At 33.6% G+C, this 19,997-nt stretch carries 15 protein-coding genes and 1 pseudogene; 2 read left to right on the top strand and 14 right to left on the bottom strand.

Annotated elements, in window-relative coordinates:
- Positions 1 to 43: 43 nt before the first annotated feature.
- Positions 44 to 937 carry a TetR/AcrR family transcriptional regulator gene (locus M5A78_RS14035; protein WP_248735901.1) on the top strand — a complete coding sequence of 298 codons (894 nt, stop codon included), beginning with the start codon at positions 44 to 46 and terminating at the stop codon, positions 935 to 937.
- 406 nt (positions 938 to 1,343) lie between these two features.
- Here M5A78_RS14035 and M5A78_RS14030 read toward each other — a convergent pair whose 3' ends face one another.
- The 4 genes and pseudogenes from M5A78_RS14030 to M5A78_RS14015 all read right to left on the bottom strand — a co-directional run bounded on the left by M5A78_RS14030 (position 1,344) and on the right by M5A78_RS14015 (position 4,709).
- Positions 1,344 to 1,706 carry a hypothetical protein gene (locus tag M5A78_RS14030; protein ID WP_248735900.1) on the bottom strand — a complete coding sequence of 121 codons (363 nt, stop codon included), beginning with the start codon at positions 1,704 to 1,706 and terminating at the stop codon, positions 1,344 to 1,346.
- A 575-nt stretch (positions 1,707 to 2,281) separates the two neighbouring features.
- Positions 2,282 to 3,784, bottom strand: a complete 1,503-nt coding sequence (locus M5A78_RS14025; RefSeq protein ID WP_248735899.1) for a malate:quinone oxidoreductase — start codon at positions 3,782 to 3,784, stop codon at positions 2,282 to 2,284.
- 376 nt (positions 3,785 to 4,160) lie between these two features.
- Positions 4,161 to 4,316, bottom strand: a pseudogene (locus M5A78_RS14020) (response regulator transcription factor); the annotation flags it as partial.
- 78 nt (positions 4,317 to 4,394) lie between these two features.
- A complete protein-coding gene (locus M5A78_RS14015; RefSeq protein ID WP_248735898.1) occupies positions 4,395 to 4,709 on the bottom strand; it encodes a DUF1835 domain-containing protein in 315 nt (104 codons plus the stop codon).
- Between the two features lie 163 nt (positions 4,710 to 4,872).
- On the opposite strand from M5A78_RS14015, the gene M5A78_RS24735 reads away from it, so the two are divergent.
- On the top strand, positions 4,873 to 4,995 hold the full coding sequence (locus M5A78_RS24735; protein ID WP_264760460.1) for a hypothetical protein: 123 nt from the start codon (positions 4,873 to 4,875) through the stop codon (positions 4,993 to 4,995).
- 843 nt (positions 4,996 to 5,838) lie between these two features.
- On the opposite strand, the gene M5A78_RS14010 is transcribed toward M5A78_RS24735, so the two are convergent.
- The 10 genes from M5A78_RS14010 to M5A78_RS13965 form a co-directional block, all read right to left on the bottom strand.
- Positions 5,839 to 7,884: a beta-galactosidase gene (locus M5A78_RS14010; RefSeq protein ID WP_248735897.1), complete on the bottom strand. Its 2,046-nt coding sequence runs from the start codon at positions 7,882 to 7,884 to the stop codon at positions 5,839 to 5,841.
- A gap of 14 nt (positions 7,885 to 7,898) precedes the next feature.
- On the bottom strand, positions 7,899 to 10,073 hold the full coding sequence (gene gnpA, locus M5A78_RS14005) for a 1,3-beta-galactosyl-N-acetylhexosamine phosphorylase (protein ID WP_248735896.1): 2,175 nt from the start codon (positions 10,071 to 10,073) through the stop codon (positions 7,899 to 7,901).
- Positions 10,074 to 10,115: 42 nt separating this feature from the next.
- Positions 10,116 to 10,994 carry a carbohydrate ABC transporter permease gene (locus M5A78_RS14000; protein WP_248735895.1) on the bottom strand — a complete coding sequence of 293 codons (879 nt, stop codon included), beginning with the start codon at positions 10,992 to 10,994 and terminating at the stop codon, positions 10,116 to 10,118.
- 4 nt (positions 10,995 to 10,998) lie between these two features.
- On the bottom strand, positions 10,999 to 11,880 hold the full coding sequence (locus tag M5A78_RS13995) for a carbohydrate ABC transporter permease (RefSeq protein ID WP_248735894.1): 882 nt from the start codon (positions 11,878 to 11,880) through the stop codon (positions 10,999 to 11,001).
- Positions 11,881 to 11,964: 84 nt separating this feature from the next.
- Positions 11,965 to 13,248 carry an ABC transporter substrate-binding protein gene (locus tag M5A78_RS13990; RefSeq protein WP_248735893.1) on the bottom strand — a complete coding sequence of 428 codons (1,284 nt, stop codon included), beginning with the start codon at positions 13,246 to 13,248 and terminating at the stop codon, positions 11,965 to 11,967.
- Between the two features lie 284 nt (positions 13,249 to 13,532).
- Positions 13,533 to 14,156, bottom strand: a complete 624-nt coding sequence (locus M5A78_RS13985; RefSeq protein WP_248735892.1) for a YesL family protein — start codon at positions 14,154 to 14,156, stop codon at positions 13,533 to 13,535.
- On the bottom strand, positions 14,153 to 15,772 hold the full coding sequence (locus tag M5A78_RS13980) for a response regulator transcription factor (protein WP_248735891.1): 1,620 nt from the start codon (positions 15,770 to 15,772) through the stop codon (positions 14,153 to 14,155). The genes M5A78_RS13985 and M5A78_RS13980 overlap by 4 nt, the downstream gene beginning before the upstream one ends.
- Positions 15,773 to 15,774: 2 nt before the next feature.
- Complete coding sequence (locus M5A78_RS13975; protein ID WP_248735890.1) at positions 15,775 to 17,550, bottom strand: sensor histidine kinase; 1,776 nt, start codon at positions 17,548 to 17,550, stop codon at positions 15,775 to 15,777.
- Positions 17,551 to 18,036: 486 nt separating this feature from the next.
- Positions 18,037 to 19,425, bottom strand: a complete 1,389-nt coding sequence (gene rlmD, locus M5A78_RS13970; protein ID WP_248735889.1) for a 23S rRNA (uracil(1939)-C(5))-methyltransferase RlmD — start codon at positions 19,423 to 19,425, stop codon at positions 18,037 to 18,039.
- Between the two features lie 135 nt (positions 19,426 to 19,560).
- Complete coding sequence (locus M5A78_RS13965; RefSeq protein WP_248735888.1) at positions 19,561 to 19,983, bottom strand: hypothetical protein; 423 nt, start codon at positions 19,981 to 19,983, stop codon at positions 19,561 to 19,563.
- Between the last annotated feature and the right edge of the window lie 14 nt (positions 19,984 to 19,997).

The following is a 19,997-nucleotide window of genomic DNA, read 5'->3' as shown; positions in this document are numbered from 1 at the left end:
ATAACTTTATACAGGTAGTATAATTTAAAATAAAGGTGATTATATGATTGACCGGAAGCAAAATGTCATTAAGATGGCACACCAATTATTTATGGATAAGGGGTTTCAAGCCACATCCATTCAGGAAATTTTAGATTATAGCGGAATTTCGAAAGGAACATTTTATAATTATTTTTCATCTAAAACCGAGTTATTACTAGCTATTTTCAAATCAATTTATCAGAAGCTTGAAAAGGATCGGAATGACCTGCTGATAGGTCAAGATCCCTCAGATATTGACATTTTTATTGCGCAAATTGAATTGCAAATGAAGATGAATAAAAGAAACAAGTTAATTGCCCTTTTCGATGAAGTGATGGTATCGAATGATGTAGATCTTCTAGATTACATAAAACAAGGTCACCTCAACTGGATTCGCTGGCTTTACGAACGTTTCGTCGACATTTTCGGCAATAGTAAGAAAGCCTTTTTGTTAGATTGTGCGATTATGTTTATGGGGATTCTGCAAAATAACCTTAAATATAATTATATGGCCAATGAATCAGGTTCCAGTGTCAACCGAGTGATTCGCTACAGCGTTGAGCGTTTGGTCAAAATCGTTGACGAAGTGACTGAAACAGGGGACCGCTTAATTGATCCTGAACAATTAGACAGTTGGTTACCTAATTGCAAGAAAAAAGACCAAGCTTTTCAACAGAATCTTTACCAAACTTTATTAGCAGTAAAAAAGAATCTGAATCATGATCATTTAAAATACGCCAATTTGCTAGATTTTATACAGGAAGAATTATTGGACTCTAAAAATCCACGCCAATTTCTAGTTGAAAGTGCTCTTTTATCATTGAAATCAGGTCAGCTATTTTCTGAAAAAGTACATCTCCAAAAGCTCGAACAACTGATTGAAGCTTATTTTACTCAAATAGAAATCACTGATTAATCAAGAACTTACCTAACTCTGAAGTGCTCCCCCAGTTAGGCAATAACGACACCTTTAGGATGTATAACATAATTCATATATAAATAAGCTTCGTAAATTCGATTCACGAAACGTAAAAAGGCAACATCCCAAAATAATGGATTAGTTGCCTTTTTTAATATGAGGAGTGTCACACATCCTACGTGTCAGGAGTGTATGTGGTAACAACACTGGATATCGGTAAGAAATTCAAGGCTTGTTCACCATTCCAGTTCTGATTTCTAAAAATGAATATACTCATTTTAACAGAATGTAATGGTTCATTGATAGAATAGCTTTTAACATTTTATCCCGTATAATTATAGCCATTTATAGTGTTGAATTATTTTTCTAGTCAAAATGATCTTCTTTGGTAATACTAACAGTTTCATAAACTGTACGCTTCTTCAGCGGAATCTACAAATACAGCTGTGAATTTAATTTCCTTTGCACAATGATCAATTTGCATTTTTGAAACTGCAGAGGTTGGATTGATGACCACAATCTTTTTAAACTTTGCAGATGAATATAACCTTAACGCAAATCTAATATCATCAAATACATGTGTAGCCACTGCCTCTTGTTCACTTACATCAAGAATTAAATTATAGATTGAAGGATTAATAGTATTTACAGTTGTTTGAAACTCGCTTATGTATACTTTTGCATCTTCCTCTTTAAAGAAGCCACTCGCTTTTACAAACAAAATGCCTTTCTCTGTATCTAAATAAATCTTATACAATTTCCCCATGACTTTTATCCTCCAGTAGCGAGTTCTTTTATGCGACATTGTTACTATAATACAAAAAACTACTAATTTCGACAAATTCTGCATTTTTTCTAATGACTGTAAATAGACCACTTTTTTCGATGTAAATCACCTATGTTAAATCTATGTACTAAACTCTAACTGCGAATATTAAAAAAACTATAATGAGCCTCAACTCCCAACCCTACCATGGAAATAAATTTAGAGAACAAGCCGTAGTCACCTAATAAAGGCGGTGAGAGCAGAGCTAGACTTCACATCTTTCGTCTAGTGAAATGGGTATTTCACTTTAACTGGTTAAAGTGATTCATTTTTGCGGCGCTCCGCTCCTTTTCCACAGAAAAGAACCTTCAATCCAAAGATAGATTAAAGGTTCTATGTTTTATTTCCAATGAAATTCTATTATTTACTCAATTCCTTAAGTAAATTTTTTATTTTATCTCTGTTTTTTTCATTCATTGCCTTTTTCAATCTCTTCATCATAGAAACGATTGTCCATTGACGAAAAATGTTGCTTAAACTTTTTATTCAATACCTTTGTTTCAACATCCAAAGAATTAACTATAGACCAGTTCTTTTTCGCTTAGACCAAGTGTCTGCGCTGTTGAAGTATAAATTTCTTGGAAAAGCTCTGGGTTTTCCACTAGTGACACGCCATAAGAAGGAATCATTTCTATTATTTTCGATTCCCACTCTTCAAAATGTTGTGGGAAGCATTTTTCTAATACTTCAAGCATTACGTGAACGGCAGTAGAAGCACCCGGAGAAGCGCCGAGCAATGCAGCGATCGAGCCATCAGCGGCACTAATAACTTCCGTACCAAATTGAAGTGTTCCTTTACCGCCGGCCTCAGTATCTTTGATCACTTGTACACGTTGACCTGCAACCACTATACCCCAATCCTCGCTTTGGGCGTTCGGTATAAACTCGCGCAATTCTTCCATGCGCTTTTCATTCGATAACATAACTTGCTGGATCAGGTATTTTGTCAATGCCATCTCTTTTACGCCTGCTGCCAACATAGTGAGAACATTATTCGTTTTTACGGAACCTATCAAATCAAAATTTGAACCAGTTTTTAAGAACTTTGGCGAGAAGCCGGCAAACGGTCCAAACAGCAATGTTTTTTTGTTGTCGATATATCTTGTATCAAGATGCGGAACAGACATTGGCGGAGCACCAACCTTAGCTTTACCATATACTTTTGCATGATGCTGCGCTACAACTTCCGGATTATTACATACCATAAATAGTCCGCTTACCGGGAATCCTCCAATATGTTTTGACTCAGGAATACCGGTTTTTTGCAGTAAAGGCAGACTTCCTCCCCCACCGCCAATAAAGACGAATTTTGCAGTATGACGTTCGATGTTACCAGTATCCATATTCCACACTTTCAATTCCCATAAGCCGTCGCTAGTACGTTTAATATCCTCCACACTATGCTTATAGTTGATCTCGACGTTTTTACTCTTTAGGTGCTCAAACAGCATGCGTGTTAATGCACCAAAGTTGACATCCGTTCCAGAGTCGATTTTTGTTGCCGCTATCGGTTCATTCAATGTACGGCCTTCCATGATAAGCGGAATCCATTCCGTCAGTTTTTCATGGTCATCGGAAAATTCCATTCCTTGAAACAAGGGATTGTTTGATAGCGCTTTAAAACGTTTTTTCAAAAAAGTTACGTTTTTTTCCCCTTGTACTAAACTCATATGAGGTATTGGCTTGATAAAGTCCTGCGGATTACGAATAAGATTGCTGTTTACAAGATAAGACCAAAACTGTCTTGAAACCTGAAACTGTTCATTAATTTTTATAGCTTTGCTAATATCTATAGATCCGTCAGATTTTTCGGATGTATAGTTAAGTTCGCACAGTGCAGAATGGCCCGTACCCGCATTATTCCATTCGTTAGTGCTTTCTTCTCCTGCGTTTGCGAGTTTCTCAAACACTTTGATTTCCCATTCCGGTGCTAACTCTTTCAGTAATGATCCCAAAGTCGCGCTCATGACTCCGGCACCAATTAAGATAACGTCTGATTTATTCTGTATGTTGCTCATTAAAACCGCTTCCTTATCCCCTATATTTGCAAAAGCTTAGGTGTTACAAAAAGAAAGGCGCCACCTAGGAACACACCTTTACTGTACCAAATATCACTATATCTACTATTATAATTATTTATATAGTAAAATATCTACTATTATCTGATAATTATTAACTATTTAAAGCTGGTAAAAAAGGAAGAAGTCCGTCCACAAGCCCCAAGGAACACGCAAAAACCAAGGTCTTAACGCTGCTACTTTCAAGGAAAAAGGCTTTGGTTAACCGTTACCAGTGAACCGTTACTTGTGATGGTTCCCTATATTTAAACCCAAACACTAAAAAAGCAGAAACCTAAATTGGCTTCTGCTTTCTGTTATTATTTTTATCGATTTTCTACGTCTTATGCATATTCTGCAAATATAACACCAGCTCAGTGCGGTTGTTGAGCTCGAGCTTGTCTAGAATTCGAGAAATATAGTTTTTAACCGTACCCTTCGTTAAAAACAAGCTACTAGCTATTTGTTTATTGCTTTTCCCTTCCATAAGCAGCTCCACCACTTCGTCAGCGGGTAAATAAAGCAATCAGCAAATAGCTTTTCATATGTAAAGAAGACCCTCTCAAAAGTATTATAATCGCTTTGAGAGAGTCGTTTTTATTGACGAACTGAGGGTTAGTTGTCCCCGCTCTAAGCCAACTCGTAAAGAACCTGCAGGAGATTCTCCACACACGATATGTACAGTTTTGTATTCTCTTTTAACATTCCTTCTATTTAGGCGTAATATTTCGTTACACCATGAGAATAAATCAGCAATCATCTGCTTTTGTGATTCATTGGATTCTTGTATCATTTCTATTCGCATTAACGTATGTAGTAAAATAGTCTTTGCTTCACTTTCTGTTAATCGATTTATGGAATTTCGTAAATCTTTGATCACTGACAATCACCCCCATTATTTAGTAGAATTTTTTCTTTTCATTAAAAAAGGTAGTTACCTTTTCGAAAGCATTAGCAAATAACTGAGTAAGTAGGCAAAACATGTAACTCCAAACAAAGCAAATATGCTCGGAGTCATCGCTACATACAAACTGATTGGTAACGACCAAATGAAAGCAATCAGCATTAATACCTTTTTGGAATTTAAAGAAGAAATGATTGCCATACAGGCAGGAAGATATAGCATAATAAAAGTATTTGATATGGGTTCGATATCTCTTTCATTTGAATAGGGATTGAAGAAGCTAAAAACGATCCACAGGCAAATGGATAACACTCCTGAAATTATCCCCAATATCGCTGACAATCTTCGAATATTATTCACCCCCTGATATTACCTGAATGGCTTCTATGGAGCAAATGGAACAAAATATCTAAACATAAAGGCTATAAATGCAAAAACAATAGATATACATGATTTTACTTTTTCCTTGAATGAAAAAAAAATAGATAAAACCAAATAAAGGGTTCAATATTAAAAACGGTAAAGAAATAGCGATTGTTACTTCCCAATCATATGTACAATCTTTGACTCAAATCTTGATAGCTTCAACAAACACATAAGTAAAATGGATACTCCAATAGTTGCAATTAGGGAAGTTAATGTAACCTTGGAAGGTTTTCTGGAAAATTTCTTGATATGAATTTCTTAACCTTTTTCATATTTTTTATCGACATTATTCTTTATTATATATATTCTTCCTTATGGAAAGGATTACCTTCAATAAGATGATGCTTAGAACATCAATCATTTGGTCAATATACTTGGTTTTTTTTATTATAAATTTAGATTTATCTAAAAAAGGACTGAAAGTCCATGAACCAATAATCAATGAACCCTCAATACTCTATCCCTAACCCTTATAAAAAAAGAGAAAAAACCTGTAAATTTTTTTCTCCTTTTTTATTTCTACTATTTATATCGAAAATAAAACCTTCAGATTTCCCCCCACTCAAACCAGCATTCTTTCGTTTCGCAGTGATAATAAAGTTTTCCGAGTCCACAAAAAACAAAAAGGCTTACCCCATAAGGAATAGCCCTGTGTTTGTCACTCTTTTAGTATAATCTCGGGTAGCTAACCCGAGTTTTTTAAAATTAATACATCCTTTGGTTCAATTTCTATTTCATTTTCTAAAATCTCTCCATTGAATAAATCAGTGTATGAGTTTTTTCCAAGCGATACCTTTTGTAAAATATTGCTGTGGTTTAATATAAATATATATTCATTATTTTCCTTCACTCTTCTGGTTATCTCTACCTCTGCATCAGTTTTAAATATAGGTTTAATATTCTTTTCTCCGCAATATTTTTCAATTAATACTTTTATTAAATTGTCCTCTGGTTCAGATGCCACATATATGGCCTTTCCACTTCCATAAGAATTCTCTGTTATTGCAGGTAAGCCTTTATAGTAATCTTCTGTGAAGGTTCCTAGTACAATTGCATTTTCATTGTGAACTACTTCGCATATTAATTTACATTCAAAGGTTTTCTCATTTTCCTCCAGCTGCTTTTCTACCCTTATTCCATTCTTCATATCAGGATATAGTGCATCAACCTCTTCTACCCATATACCAAGTAGTTCCTTAAAGGCACCTGGATATCCACCAAGTCTTACAATATCATTTTCATCAACAATGCCACTAAAGAATGTTGTTATGAATGTACCGCCCCTACTTACAAATTTATTAATATTTTCTATAGAGGCATCACTAACCATATATAAAAGAGGAGCTATTACTATTTCATATTTTGATAAATCTGAGGTAGGTTCAACTATGTCTAACGGTATATTTAAATCATATAAGGCTTTATAATATTTCATTATTCTATCAATATATGTTAAATCTACACTAGGTCCACTTGAATATTCAACTCCCCACCAATTAGCCCAATCCATAATTATTGCTACCTTTGATTCAGTTCTAGAATCAATTATTTTATCCTGAAGGTATTGTAATTCCTTGCCTAATTTGCTTAGTTCTTTTCCCATCCGCGTATTTTCATGTCCAACATGAGGCACCATAGCAGCATGATATTTTTCACAGGCTCCTAGAGATTGCCTCCATTGAAAAAACATTATTCCATCTGCACCGTGGGCTATACTTTGATAGCTTAACAGCCTCATTACCCCTGGTCTTTTTTGAGCATTATAGGCTTGCCAATTTTGCTGACTAGGTGTTTGCTCCATTAATAAAAAGGGTTTTCCTTTTTTTAATCCTCTTATCACATCATGTCTAAAAGCAATTACACTTGGATGATCTTTATTTGACGGATAACTATCCCAAGAAGCAACATCACATTGTTCTCCCCACCTAAATAAGTCTAACTCATGGCTAATACTCCATATATTAGTAGTAATAGATGTTTCTTTATGATATTTTCTTATTTCCTGCACTTCTCCATTAAAACATTCTAACAAACTATTTGACATGAACCTTTTGTAATCTATAGCCATGGGCTGAAAATAAGTTCCATCTCTTCCTGCTAAAGCTCCTGGTAAAATCTCTGTTAATGCAGATGGTACCTCAATTTCATCAAAGTCATATATTGTATGACCCCAAAAGCTTGTATACCAACATCTATTTAAATTTTCTAAAGTTATATATTTATTTTTTAACCATTGTATAAAAGCTTGTCTACAATTTTCACAGTAACAATAGGCACCATATTCATTGTTAACATGCCATAACACAATTGCTGGGTTATTTTTATAATGTTCAGCCATTTTTTCAGCTATAGTACTTGACAATCTCTTATAGTGGGAACTATTTGGACAAAAATTCACCCTTCCACCATGTTTACGTTTGCGACCATAAATATCCGTTCTTGTAATATCTGGATATTTTTTACTCATCCAAGCTGGCTGCGCTGCAGTTGGTGTAGCCATGTTTATGAAAATACCATTTTCATATAGAAGATTTACTATTTTATCTAACCACGAAAAATCAAATTCCTCTTCACTTGGCTGCAATTTAGCCCATGAAAATACAGGGAGAGTTACAACATTTACTCCATGAACCTTCATCTGTCTTATGTCTTCTCTCCAAACTTCTTCATCCCATTGATCCGGATTATAATCCGCACCATAAAAAAAACCTTTAATTTTATCATTAATCATTGAAATATCGCTCCTTATAGCTCCATACAAATCCATTTTATTTCATAAGGATTTAGTGAAAGCTTAACAGCACTATTTTTATCTCTGTAAACTTCTGTTTCCTGTACTTTATCTGAATTATTTATAATTGCCACATTGCCTGTTTGCAGGTATGCTGCACACTCAGTATTGCTGTTTGAAGTATACCAAGTGAACATTTCCTCCTCTTTAGCTGCTGCCCAATATAAAGCTCTTAATAAAATTCTTACGTTTTCTGGTGTATAAGGAAGTCCTGAAATATACACTGCTCTACCCTTGCCAAATTCGTTCACAGCAAGATTTATATCTCCATTATCCATTGAAAGAATCTGAGTGCTATCGCTAACCCTATATACATACTTCATTCCTTCCCCAAAATCTATCTCTGACTTTTGATCTTGTAATATAAAGTGGGTCTCCTCTTGAGCCTTATCATGTCTGGTATAACTTAATGTATAGCCCATTTCTCTATCCACACCTAGTATATCTGAGAGCTGGAAGTACTTACCTTGATGCTGATATGCAGTTGGTTCACCTATACCAATGAATCCGCCTCCATTATGTACCCATTCTCTTAGCTTACCTGTTACTTCATCATCTACCCAATACTTATCTCCTGACCATGCTGTGCCAGCATCACCAGCATTTATAATTACACCTATATCTTCCGGTATGCCCTTTTTCTTTATATCTTCAAAGCTCATAAATACCACATCAACTGGCATACCGCTTAAACATTCTATTACCCCTACATAAGAATATATTTTCTTATACCATAAAGCATGTGCCACCATATTAGTCTGCCAGCTTCTAAGCTTTCCCCAAGCATTTAACACAGCTACTTTAAATTTGGCAGTATAAGCTTTGGTTCCTTCCATCTTGTAATGGATTTCTCTAAACTCATTAGTGATTTCTTCTATCTTCTCTACAAACTCTGGAAACTTTAGCGCAAGACTCAAGTATCCACCATAACCCATTCTTTCCACTGGCTTTCTAAGTATTGCACGCCTTGCTTGTACCCAATTTTCTACTGCTTCCTTTGTTGGGTTTCCACCTTCATAAAAGGTATCTGGAAAGAAATATGGTAGAAATCTTCCTTCTGTATATTTTACGTGAGGAATATCGGAAATCAATCTTAAAGTAGCTCCGCTTCCCACAGAGCCTACCACTGAATCTAGTCCAATGTTTCCAAAATAATCTCCATAAGGTTCTGTTCCAATCCAGTTATCACCTAAAAACATCATTGCTTCTTTTCCATAGCTATGACATAAATCAACACATTTTTTAGCATTTTCAGCTACAAAGCCTTGAACAAAATCAATCCAATCTAAAAATTCCTTAGAAGGTACTCTAAAGGGGGAATTATAATATCCTTCATCAACGAAAGCTTCTGCTCTCAGCCTGTAGCCTTTTACCTTTTCAAATTCATCCATGGCCTTTGGACTTACACTAGCACTGTATCCAAACCAATCAACAAACTTTTCCTTTGCTTTGTCATTATAAGCTATTGTGAAGTGGTAAAAAAATGTAGTAAATCTAACAACATCTACACTGGGATTCTCTTTAAGCCAATTATCTAAATAGCTAAAGATATGCTCCCTGGTTTCTTCATGGATTGCATCATAAGGCATCTCCGGTGCTGTAGTCCAATTATTTGTTAGATGATTATACATTTGAGTTGTATCCCAAACTTGATATGCTAAAAAACTCACAGTATATCTATGCCACTTTTTAGCATTGTTGATTACAACCTTTTGAGTGTTGCAATCAAACTCCCAGTGGTTCACATCTAACAACTCGCCACTAGTTCTATCTATAACCTCCCAATATCTTTTAATATCATGGTCCTTATCTATTTCAAATTGTCTATTAAAGTAACCATCTAAAAGGTCTATTTCTAACACCTCGTTTGCAGCGGTATTATGCTTAGACATTAAATACTGCATTTGCAGTTGATCTCTATGGGAATAGGCCCACTGTTGGTCATTTCTAACAGTTAAATAGGTTGTGTATACCTTAACTGCCATATCCATTAATTCCTTTGATAGTATAGTACCATCACTATTTCTAATGGCATCTGCTCCCCATTTTTCTATAATTCTCTTAACCTCATTATCAATTCCTGTTTCCGCCGGTAAAGTAAATCTACCCTTTCTTAAATCTTCTATCACTGCCTTTTCCTCCTTTTAATCGGAACACTGGATTTTCACTCACTATTCCTTCACAGCACCTGCTGCTATTCCACTAAAAATATATTTCTGGAATATAAAGTAGATTAATAGAGTTGGAATCATAACTATAACCGCTGCTGCACTTAGCCTTGGAATAGAAGAAGTTCTAGGATCTGATATACAATTAAAAAGTAAAGTACTTAAAGTTCTATGCTCCGCTCCTGGCATATATAAAAATGGTATATACATGTCATTTAAAACATCAACAGCTTTAAGTATGCCTAAAGTAGCAGTTGCAGGAATCACCATAGGAAAAATTATTCGCCAGTAAATTGTAAAATAAGATGCTCCATCCATCATGGCACTTTCATCTACTGAAACCGGTATCTGCTGTAAAAACTGATTATAAATGTATATTTGCATTAAATCTGCACCGGCATATATGAGTATAGGTGCTAAAAGAGTGTCATATACACCAATATTAGTCATTAATCCAAATCTTGATATTTCAGTAACAATACCTGGTATTATTAATCCAACTAGGAATATCGCAAAATATGCTTTTTTTAACTTGAAATCAAATCTAGTTAAACAATATGCAACCATAGTGCTAAGTATAGAATTTATAACAACTGAAGCTACAACCAATATCGTGGAATTTTTAAATGCAATAAACACATTTGCACTTTTAAGAACCTCTTTATAATTTTCAAAATTAAGACTAGTAGGTGGTTTAAGTGCTGATTCTGATCCAATCTGAGGTAAGCTTTTAAATGATGCAAAAACTGTAATTAGCATTGGCAAAATTACTATAGCTGATATAAATATAAATAGGAGTATTTTTAGTACTCCTCCTCCACTACCAGATCTCCTTGTAATATTAATAGTGGTTTCCTTTTTTATTTCTAAGTTAGCTTCCATTTTCTCACCCCTTTAAGTTAAATAATTTTTTTTGAATAATGGAGAAAATTATTATTATTATCATCAATACAATTGCCATTGCACAGGCTAATCCAAAATTTTGATATTGAAAGGCTGTATTTATTGTTTGTATTGTAAAAGTTTCACTAGCATGATTTGGACCACCGCTAGTCATAACATAAGGAATATCAAATATCTGCAAGGCACCTCTCACATTCAAAAATAATACTATTTCAACAACAGGCTTTATATTTGGTAATACAATGTGATAAAACTGTTTAAAGGTGCTTGCTCCATCAATAATAGATGCTTCAATCATGTCCGTTGGAAGGGATTGAAATGCCGCTAAAAAAAGTATTATATGGATACCAGAAAATTTCCATATAGAAACTCCAGTAAGAGAATAATTAACAATTTTCGGGTCGCTAAGCCATCCTATTTTATCCATATGAAAAAACTGCAGCATACTATTTAACACTCCATCTTGTGAGCTATAAAGAAAGATAAACATACATGCAACTGCAACTGTGTTAATTATATAAGGTAAAAATGTAATAGTTTTGAACATCTTACTGAATCTCACTCTTTGGTCTAATAAAAATGCTAAAAATAATTCAATAGGTATAAAAAGCAAATGCCCCACAAAATATACACCGTTATTTTTTAGCGATACCCATACCTCCGGTGAATCAAATATTATTTTCTTGAAATTTTGTAATCCCACAAAGGTTTTTGTAGGGTTTAGTCCATCCCAGCTTGTAAAGCTTAATGCTACTAGCCTTATTAATGGGTATATCATAAATAAACTTATTAAAATAGTGGGAATAAATAAAAATGTAACTAGCACTAAGTTCTTCTGCATCTTTAAATCAGTATTTTTAAACATAACCCGCCTCCTAGCCTGCTAATTAAAAGAAGAATAAAGCAGCTAAAGGCACCTTATTCTTCTTAAAATTAATTATTTTTCTTTTTAGTTACCTCTTGCTTTTTTCCATTGTGCATTTAAATCATTCATAATAGAATCTAAACTAGTTTTCCCTGCCACCATCTGTTGACCTATGCCATTAACGTCAAATTTCATGGCATTCTTTACCTTGTTATACTTATCATCATAGAAAACAGTTACTGACTTAGCATCAACACCATCAAAGGCTTGAGTAAAGAATTTATCATTATAACTTACACCCTTCATTGTAGGCTTTATACTAAGAGTAGAAACAAGCTGAGTATAATAATCACCAAAGAACCATTCAAGGAATTCTTTTGCTTCCTTTTGATTTTTACTAGTTTTAGGAACTCCCCAGAAGAATTCAGTCATTGCAGTAGTGTAGAATGGATCGCTGGTAGTATTCCTTGTTGGTAATAAGAAAACTCCTAAATTCTCATCCTTACCTCCATTTTGGTTATAATCAGTCTTATACCAGGAGCCAGCTGCAAACATAGCTGCTTTTCCGGCTACAAACATTGCTCTTTGTTGATCCCAACCATAGCCAAGTGGATCATCTCCAAAAACCTTAGCATCATATAATTTTTGAATCTTTGTATATGCATTGTAGAATGGCTGTCCTTTTGTAAAAGGATCATCCTTAGTAGCCATCTTGTTGTAGTATTGTCCATCTCCTGCTTCAAGCATTGGCATATATTCATTAAGTGGATAATTTACCCAAGAATCCTTTAAGCCCATTGCAAGTGGTGTATATTTCTTACCATCTTTTATTGTTTGGCAAACTTTTAAAAACTCATCCCAAGTCTTAGGTATTTCTAAATTGTATTCTTTGAAAATGTTCTTGTTGTAAAAAACAAATTCATTAAATACTGCTTCTGGTAACCCTATTACATTTCCTTTAATCATAGTTTCCTTAGCATATAAATTGTTTTCAGTTGCCTTTAAATCATTTAGAGGTACCATAGTATCACCATAGAGTGAAAGATTTGCTTGTCTAATTGGGAATACATCTGGCAGCTGATTTGCTGTGCTTCTTATCTTCATTGTATTATCATATTCAGTTTTTGCAATTTTTTCCACTTCAATAGTTACATTTGGATGCACCTTTTTATAAGCATCTGCTATCTTACTAGTTTCTGTCATATACTTATACTCGTCGTCTCCCCAAAGAGCCATTTTTAGTGTTACCTTTTTATCGCTAGCGTTTGATGCGCTATTTGTATTTGAGCACCCTACAGCAACGATGCTTAGTAGTGTTGCTCCTACTAAAGCTAAGCTTAATTTTTTTAATAATTTCTTTTTAACCACTTTTTTTCCTCCTTCGCACTTTATAGTTATACTTTAAATATTTTTACAATTTTATTGAATGATATATATTAATGTTTTTTTGATTTATATTATCCTCTTGATTTAAACTAGCATAATTGATTAAAGGTAAGCCCGAAGGCAAAATAGCCCCCTAAGATTGAAAAAGACGACTCAAAATTCACATATGTGAATTTTTAAGTCGTCTTTTTGGGTGTACGATAAAGAGCCCCTTTAAAAACCGGAGGTTTTTCAGTGCCCTCGCAAAAGTACAGGTGTTTTTATTACTAGGTTTGGATTTTAATATATCTTTTAAGTACCTTCTCAATAAAATAGGTGGAAACTAGAGCATAAAAGCTAACGAAAAATAATCCAAAGGAAGGCTTATATATGGTAAACAATATTAGTGCTATAAGGAGTGCCACAGAGGTAGCACTTATAACTATGTGTTTATAAGCTAATATAAGTGAATTCTTAAGTATATCAATAAGCTTCATATTAATCCTTGCTATTAAAGGGAATATAAAAACACTTATAAGTAGGATTTGAAAGATAATAAATAGTTGAAAGCCCTGAAGCCATAGATAAGCACTGCCCATTTTATTCAATTTAAATATGTTATAAATACTGAAAGATAAAATTATTGTTATAACAGCTCCTATAGGTAAAGCTTGCTTAAAATTTTCTTTGTATCCCTTAATAAAGTCACTATATATGTTGTAGCTATTTTCTCTTACCTTTTTTCCATAAACATAATATAGTGCAGAAGTGGAAACTCCAATTGTCACTATTGGCAAGCTTCCTATAAACCATAATAAATTCAACATAAAGGTTTCATAAACTAATACACAAAACTTGTACAATGGTCCATCAAAGCTAAATAATCCTTTCATTATTTTTCCTCCATTCACTTGGAACACCTCCTCATTCTGTCATTTTTATACTGCATAGGGCTAATGCCTACAAGTTTTTTAAAGGTTCTGCTGAAATGTTCAATGTTAGGATAACCGATTTTATCACATATCTCATATATCTTCATATCAGTTTTAGCTAAAAACTCCTTGGCCTTTTCTATCCTTATATTAGTTAAATATGTAGTAAAGTTATACCCTGTTTCTTCTGTGAATATTTTACTGAAATATGCCTTACTAAAGCCTATAGATTTACTTACCATATCTAGGGTAACTCTATCACCATAATTATTATGAATAAAATCCTTTGCCTTTTTAATTGCCGCATTCTCCCTCTGGTTTATTTTTCTTAAAGAATTAATAACTCTTGTTAGAAGCATTAGTATCCATTCCTCTATTTCTAATTTAGTATCAAATTTTCTTACTTCGCTATAAAAATCCAAATCTTCATCAATAATAGCTTCAAGATTATATTCTTCATCCTTAATTATGTAGTAAATTACCATTAATACTATCTCTAAATAATAAATATAAACGCTTTCAATTTCACTTGCTCCGGATAGTTCATTCAACTGAAAAACCCTTTTCATCTCTTCTAAACACTTTTCTTCATCTAACCTATCCAACGCTTTAAAAAGCCCATTGTCCTTACTCATTTCTATAACTATATGTTGAGTTATATTGTTATTCTTATTTTTCCTTATCTTATTAAACTCTTCTACATTCTCAGGATAAATATTTTTTCCCTTGCCATAAATAAATCTAAATCTAGCATTTTTCTGTGCTTCATCAATTAGTGAGCTTATCTTTGTAATATCGCTGCTAACCTCACTTATACCAATAGTTACTTCAATATTTAAGAAATTTAGAAGAGCATTTCTTATTTTATTTAAAATATCTGAAAGTTTTTCCTTTAAACAGTTAACATATGAATTGTCGAAGGCTAAAATAATCCCATATTCTTCTGGAGACATTGGTAGAATTTCTCCCATATTTACTACTTCAAACAGTTGAATAACAGCATTTGTTACAGAACTCATAAGTTCCTTAAGATTATTATCCTCATACCTATTCTTAACTATCTTAAAACTGTCAATAAGTAGAGAACAGCAAATATAATTTTCTCCTTTTAATCTTAGTGTACTATTCTCTAAATCCTTCTCAGTAAAATCTCCAGCAATTAATTTCCTAACTAGTTCATTTCTATTAACACTATGATTTTTACTACCTTTTTTTCTTTTTTTGTCCTCTAAAGCAGCCATAACCATTTTAAGAATTTTATCCGGTTCCATTTCTGTTTTTAAAATATAATCATTTATTCCGAGCTTAAAGGCACTTCTTACAAGTGTATAATCATCATAAGCGCTTAACACTAAAAACTCAGTATTAATGTCATGCCGTCTACTTTCCTCAATAAGCTCAATGCCATTCATAACTGGCATATTAATGTCTGTTATTACTATATCAATATCTCCTCTAGCTTTAATTATCTCTAAAGCTTTATTTCCATTAGATGCCTCTAAAACCTCATCGAAACCATAATTATTCCAATCTATCAAGGACTTTAAAGCAAGTCTTACAATAGGCTCATCTTCAACTAAAAGCATTTTATACATACTTAGCTCTCCTGTTTCATTAGTATAGGAAGTATAAGTTTTACTTTTGTGAATTTATTCTTTTCACTTTCTATTTTTATTCCATACCCTTGTCCACAATTCAGTCTTATCCTGCTTTCAATATTTTTTATTCCAATATGATTAAAGCTTGTGTTGCTTTTTTCTTTACTTGTAAAAATACTTTCAACTTCTTCTTCTGTTATCCCTCTACCATTGTCTTCAACTTCAAAGATAAGATTTTCCTCTGACACATATCCAGCTATAATGATATTTTTTGCTCCATCAATTTCATTAATTCCATGAACGATTGCATTCTCAACTATAGGCTGTAATATCAATTTTATAATATAAAGATTTCTTACTTCTTCCTCCACCTTAACCACTAAATTGAAATCATCTCCAAACCGAACCTTCATTATATCTGCATAATTATCAAGATATTCCAATTCTTCTCTTACAGTAATAAAGGTGGATTCATTTCTAAAGGTTGCAGATAAAAGCTTCATAAAGGAATCTGTTACCTTTCTAATGCTCTCTGCCTTTGAGATCATTGCCATTAATTTAATTACATTTAAGGTATTATAAATGAAGTGGGGATTTATTTGAGCTTGTAAGACCTTCATTTCTTCCTTAGAACGTTCTCTTTCCTTCAAATCCCTCTCTACCATAAGGTTCTTAATATCATTAATCATCTTATTATAGTTACTTCCTAGCTCATTAATTTCTTCCAAATTAGTATTTATATTTGTGATTTCATCAAGCCTTCCATCTTTAATACCTTTCATTTTTTTTATAAGTTCTTTTATTGGCTTTAAAATATCTTTAAAGAAGGTTTTACAATATAAAATAAAAAATAAATTGAATACTACAAATATGGAAAATAGTATTTTTATAATGTTAGTTGTATCCTTTGTTAGTGCCTTATAGTCAATTATATTGATAACAGTCCATCCTGACTTTTCTGAGGTGTATTTTGATATATACTTAGTGTCTTTTTTATAATTATATTTATAAATATTATTGTCCTTATTATTAATATCCTTAAGATATTCTACTTGAGAAACATTTTTTCCAAGCAAACTTTTATCCGGTGATATTACAATTTCCCCCTTAGAATCAGCGATAATCATTTTTCCTACAGAATCATTTGTAAATCTTGAATAGATAGAATGTAGTGCCTCTGTTTTAATTTCATAATATATAAACTCAGTAGCTGTATTGTACCAACTGTATTCGGGACTAATTCCAAATAAAAAATCAATTCTATAAGCATTTACATCATCAGAGCTATTAAAATTATTTATACTAAATACTTTGTCTTTATTTTTTATAGATTCCTTATACAATGAACTGTCTTTTACATCAGAATCATTTTTATATAGAGGGTCATTATACTTAAATATCTGGCCATTCTTTGAAAAAAATACTATTGAATTTACCTCCCCTTGATAGGCAAATAAATAATCAAGCTTTGATTCTATCTTTGTAGAAATTTCAAGCTTTTTAACAGAATCCTTTTCCTCATACCAACTATTTACAAGGGGTAATAGTTCATTTTCATTTGAAACCTTTGCTACATTGAGGGATATCTGCCTTAACTCAAGCTCAATATCCATTGATAGCTGTTCCATATTTTGCTGAGTCTTTTCATTGTAGTGAGAAACCAAAACTCCTTCATAAAGCTTATTAACAACAACACTAGTGATAATAAAGGGTATAACTATAAATAAAATAAAGCTACTTATAAACTTTTTCGACATACTTCTACTCTTTATCATATAATTACCACCTCATTTTAATAATAGTATAAAATGGCATATATTATAAATATAAATATTAAAGAGCATCTACGAAAAATGTAAATGCTCTTTATAAAGAATTATCTCATTATAGTTTTTCTTCTTCTGAATAAACCAATGCCTATAGTGCTGATGATTAGTCAAAGCCCAACTAACATATTAGTATCTGCAAAGGAGCATGTCTTAGGAAGTATTGTCACATTTACAGTATTTTTCTTCACTTTGTTGTAGTAAATTGGTGGGCAGCTACTCGACTAGACACAAAAAAAGATATGGAACAACAACTCCATACCTTTAAAAGACAAGTCGAACGCTTTGCAAATCTTGATATAGACGATGAAACAGTACTAAAACAAGTGCTACAAAGTCTAATAAGCCAAATTAATGTATTCGATGGTGGCACTATTAAAATCCATTACAATTTTGCCACCCCAACGATGATATCTAATTCGTAAGAGACAATAATTACCTTGTCTCATTTAATTTAAGTAACACTGTACATTCAACGTGGCTTGTCTGCGGGAACATATCCACCGGCTGGATATACTTCACTTCATATTTTGAACTCAAAGATTGGATGTCTTTTGCCAAGGTTGACGGGTTACAAGAAACATAGATGAGTTTTTCAGGGTTTACTTGTAAAATAGTTTGAATCAACTGGCCATCAAGGCCCGTTCTTGGTGGATCCACTACGACGACATCTGGCTTCCAGCCTTTTTTGAACCATTTTGGCAGTACTTCCTCTGCTTTTCCCGGTACGTATTTGGTATTGGTGAATCCGTGACGCTTAGCGCTTTTCTTCGCATCATCAATCGATTCCGGGAGGATGTCCATACCACGAATTTCAGCTGCCTGGTCGGCAAGCCATAATCCGATTGTACCCACGCCACAATAAGCATCGACCACTTTTTCTTTCCCCGTAAGACCCGCTGCTTTTTTCACTTCATTATAGAGCTTTATCGTTTGACTAGGATTTAATTGGAAGAAAGTTCTAGCTGACAGCTCGAATTGTAGATCCCCTAAAGTTTCTTGGATAAATTCTTCTCCGGCGAGCGGCACCGTTTCTTCTCCAAAAATAAGCGATGTTTTTTGCCCATTTATATTTTGGACGACTGATTTCACATTCTGCAGGCGTTTTTGGATTTCCTGTAAAATAACATCCTTTTTTGGCAACTCTTTTTGTGCTGTAATTAATACAATCTGTAGTTCCCCAGTTTGAACTCCTACACGGGTAACGATGGTTCGGATAATTCCTTTTCTTGATTTCTCATTATAAATAGGAATTTTCAAATCCTCTAAAATCTGTTTCACTGTTGCGGTCGCTTCATTTGTCTGTGCATGCTGGACAGCACATTGGTCGATATCAATCAATTGATGCGAATTAAGTCCATATAGACCGGCCAAGACCTTATTATCTTTTTGACGAACTTGAAAACTGCTTTTATTGCGGTAGCCCCATGGATCCTCCATACCTATCGTTTCACGGATATCCAATTTGTCGATTGCAAGCTTCGTATGACGTTCAAGGGACTGGATGACAATATCCCTTTTCTCTTTAAGCTGCTGGTCGTATTGCATATGCTGAAGCTGACAGCCCCCGCATTGATCATAAACCGGGCAGAGTGGCTGGACACGATGTGGAGATTTAATACGAATTTTTTTAATTTTTGCTTCAGCAAATTTAGGATTGATTTTTGTCGCCTCAACGACAACCTCTTCACCTGGCAGGGCACCTGGCACAAAGACCACCTGCTTTTTAAAATAGCCGACGCCTTCCCCATTTATCCCAAGTCTTTTTATCGTTAGTGGAAATGTCTGATTTAGCTGAATTTTGATCCCTTGTTCCATTTTCATCTTTGTTCACTCCAAATTTTTCATAAAGCTCTTGAGTTCCGTTTTTATTATCCCCGTATTATAGCATGATTCACAAAGAAAAGCCGAATTCCGGTCGAATTCGGCTTTTCTGAAATTACTTTTTCTTGGATGTGTCTAGTTTTTTTGAAAAAAACGATTAAACAATAGCCAACCATACTGAACTACAATAACGATCATCATTCCGATTACAAAAAAGTGATAGGCCTGTAGTTCCATTTGAAATTGAATAAATATTATTCCAATAATATTAGCCGCCACACCAATTAATAGGGAAAAGACCATCCCCTTGCTTCTCCCTTTAGTAATCAGAAGGAGTAGACAAATAATAGCCCCGATAACGAAAAGGATAGTATAGATTTGAATCAAAAAGGGAGTAAAAAACGAAGAGGCAAACTCCTGCTTTTTAAATACTAAATATCTGGCAACTCCCATTTTTTTAGATGACAAATCCTCTAAGACCATCGCTAAAATAATTCCCGAAAATTGAAGGATTGAAGTCAGCAAATAAGGTAAGAACATTTTTCTGTTTTTAATCATTATTCATCCTCCTA

The sequence above is a fragment of the Neobacillus rhizosphaerae genome, assembly GCF_937468385.1.
GTDB lineage: Bacteria > Bacillota > Bacilli > Bacillales > Cytobacillaceae > Neobacillus > Neobacillus rhizosphaerae.
Note: the sequence above shows the minus strand (reverse complement) of the source record. Positions and strands in the feature narration are given on the sequence as shown.

What these genes read in the sequence shown, in the direction of transcription:
- rlmD (WP_248735889.1), bottom strand. Translation starts at nt 19,425, where the DNA reads ATGAAAATGGAACAAGGGATCAAAATTCAGCTAAATCAGACATTTCCA.
- M5A78_RS13980 (WP_248735891.1), bottom strand. Translation starts at nt 15,772, where the DNA reads ATGTATAAAATGCTTTTAGTTGAAGATGAGCCTATTGTAAGACTTGCT.
- M5A78_RS14035 (WP_248735901.1), top strand. Translation starts at nt 44, where the DNA reads ATGATTGACCGGAAGCAAAATGTCATTAAGATGGCACACCAATTATTT.
- M5A78_RS13975 (WP_248735890.1), bottom strand. Translation starts at nt 17,550, where the DNA reads ATGATAAAGAGTAGAAGTATGTCGAAAAAGTTTATAAGTAGCTTTATT.
- M5A78_RS14010 (WP_248735897.1), bottom strand. Translation starts at nt 7,884, where the DNA reads ATGATTAATGATAAAATTAAAGGTTTTTTTTATGGTGCGGATTATAAT.
- M5A78_RS13965 (WP_248735888.1), bottom strand. Translation starts at nt 19,983, where the DNA reads ATGATTAAAAACAGAAAAATGTTCTTACCTTATTTGCTGACTTCAATC.
- M5A78_RS14025 (WP_248735899.1), bottom strand. Translation starts at nt 3,784, where the DNA reads ATGAGCAACATACAGAATAAATCAGACGTTATCTTAATTGGTGCCGGA.
- M5A78_RS14030 (WP_248735900.1), bottom strand. Translation starts at nt 1,706, where the DNA reads ATGGGGAAATTGTATAAGATTTATTTAGATACAGAGAAAGGCATTTTG.
- M5A78_RS14000 (WP_248735895.1), bottom strand. Translation starts at nt 10,994, where the DNA reads ATGGAAGCTAACTTAGAAATAAAAAAGGAAACCACTATTAATATTACA.
- M5A78_RS24735 (WP_264760460.1), top strand. Translation starts at nt 4,873, where the DNA reads ATGAAAGCAATCAGCATTAATACCTTTTTGGAATTTAAAGAAGAAATG.
- M5A78_RS13995 (WP_248735894.1), bottom strand. Translation starts at nt 11,880, where the DNA reads ATGTTTAAAAATACTGATTTAAAGATGCAGAAGAACTTAGTGCTAGTT.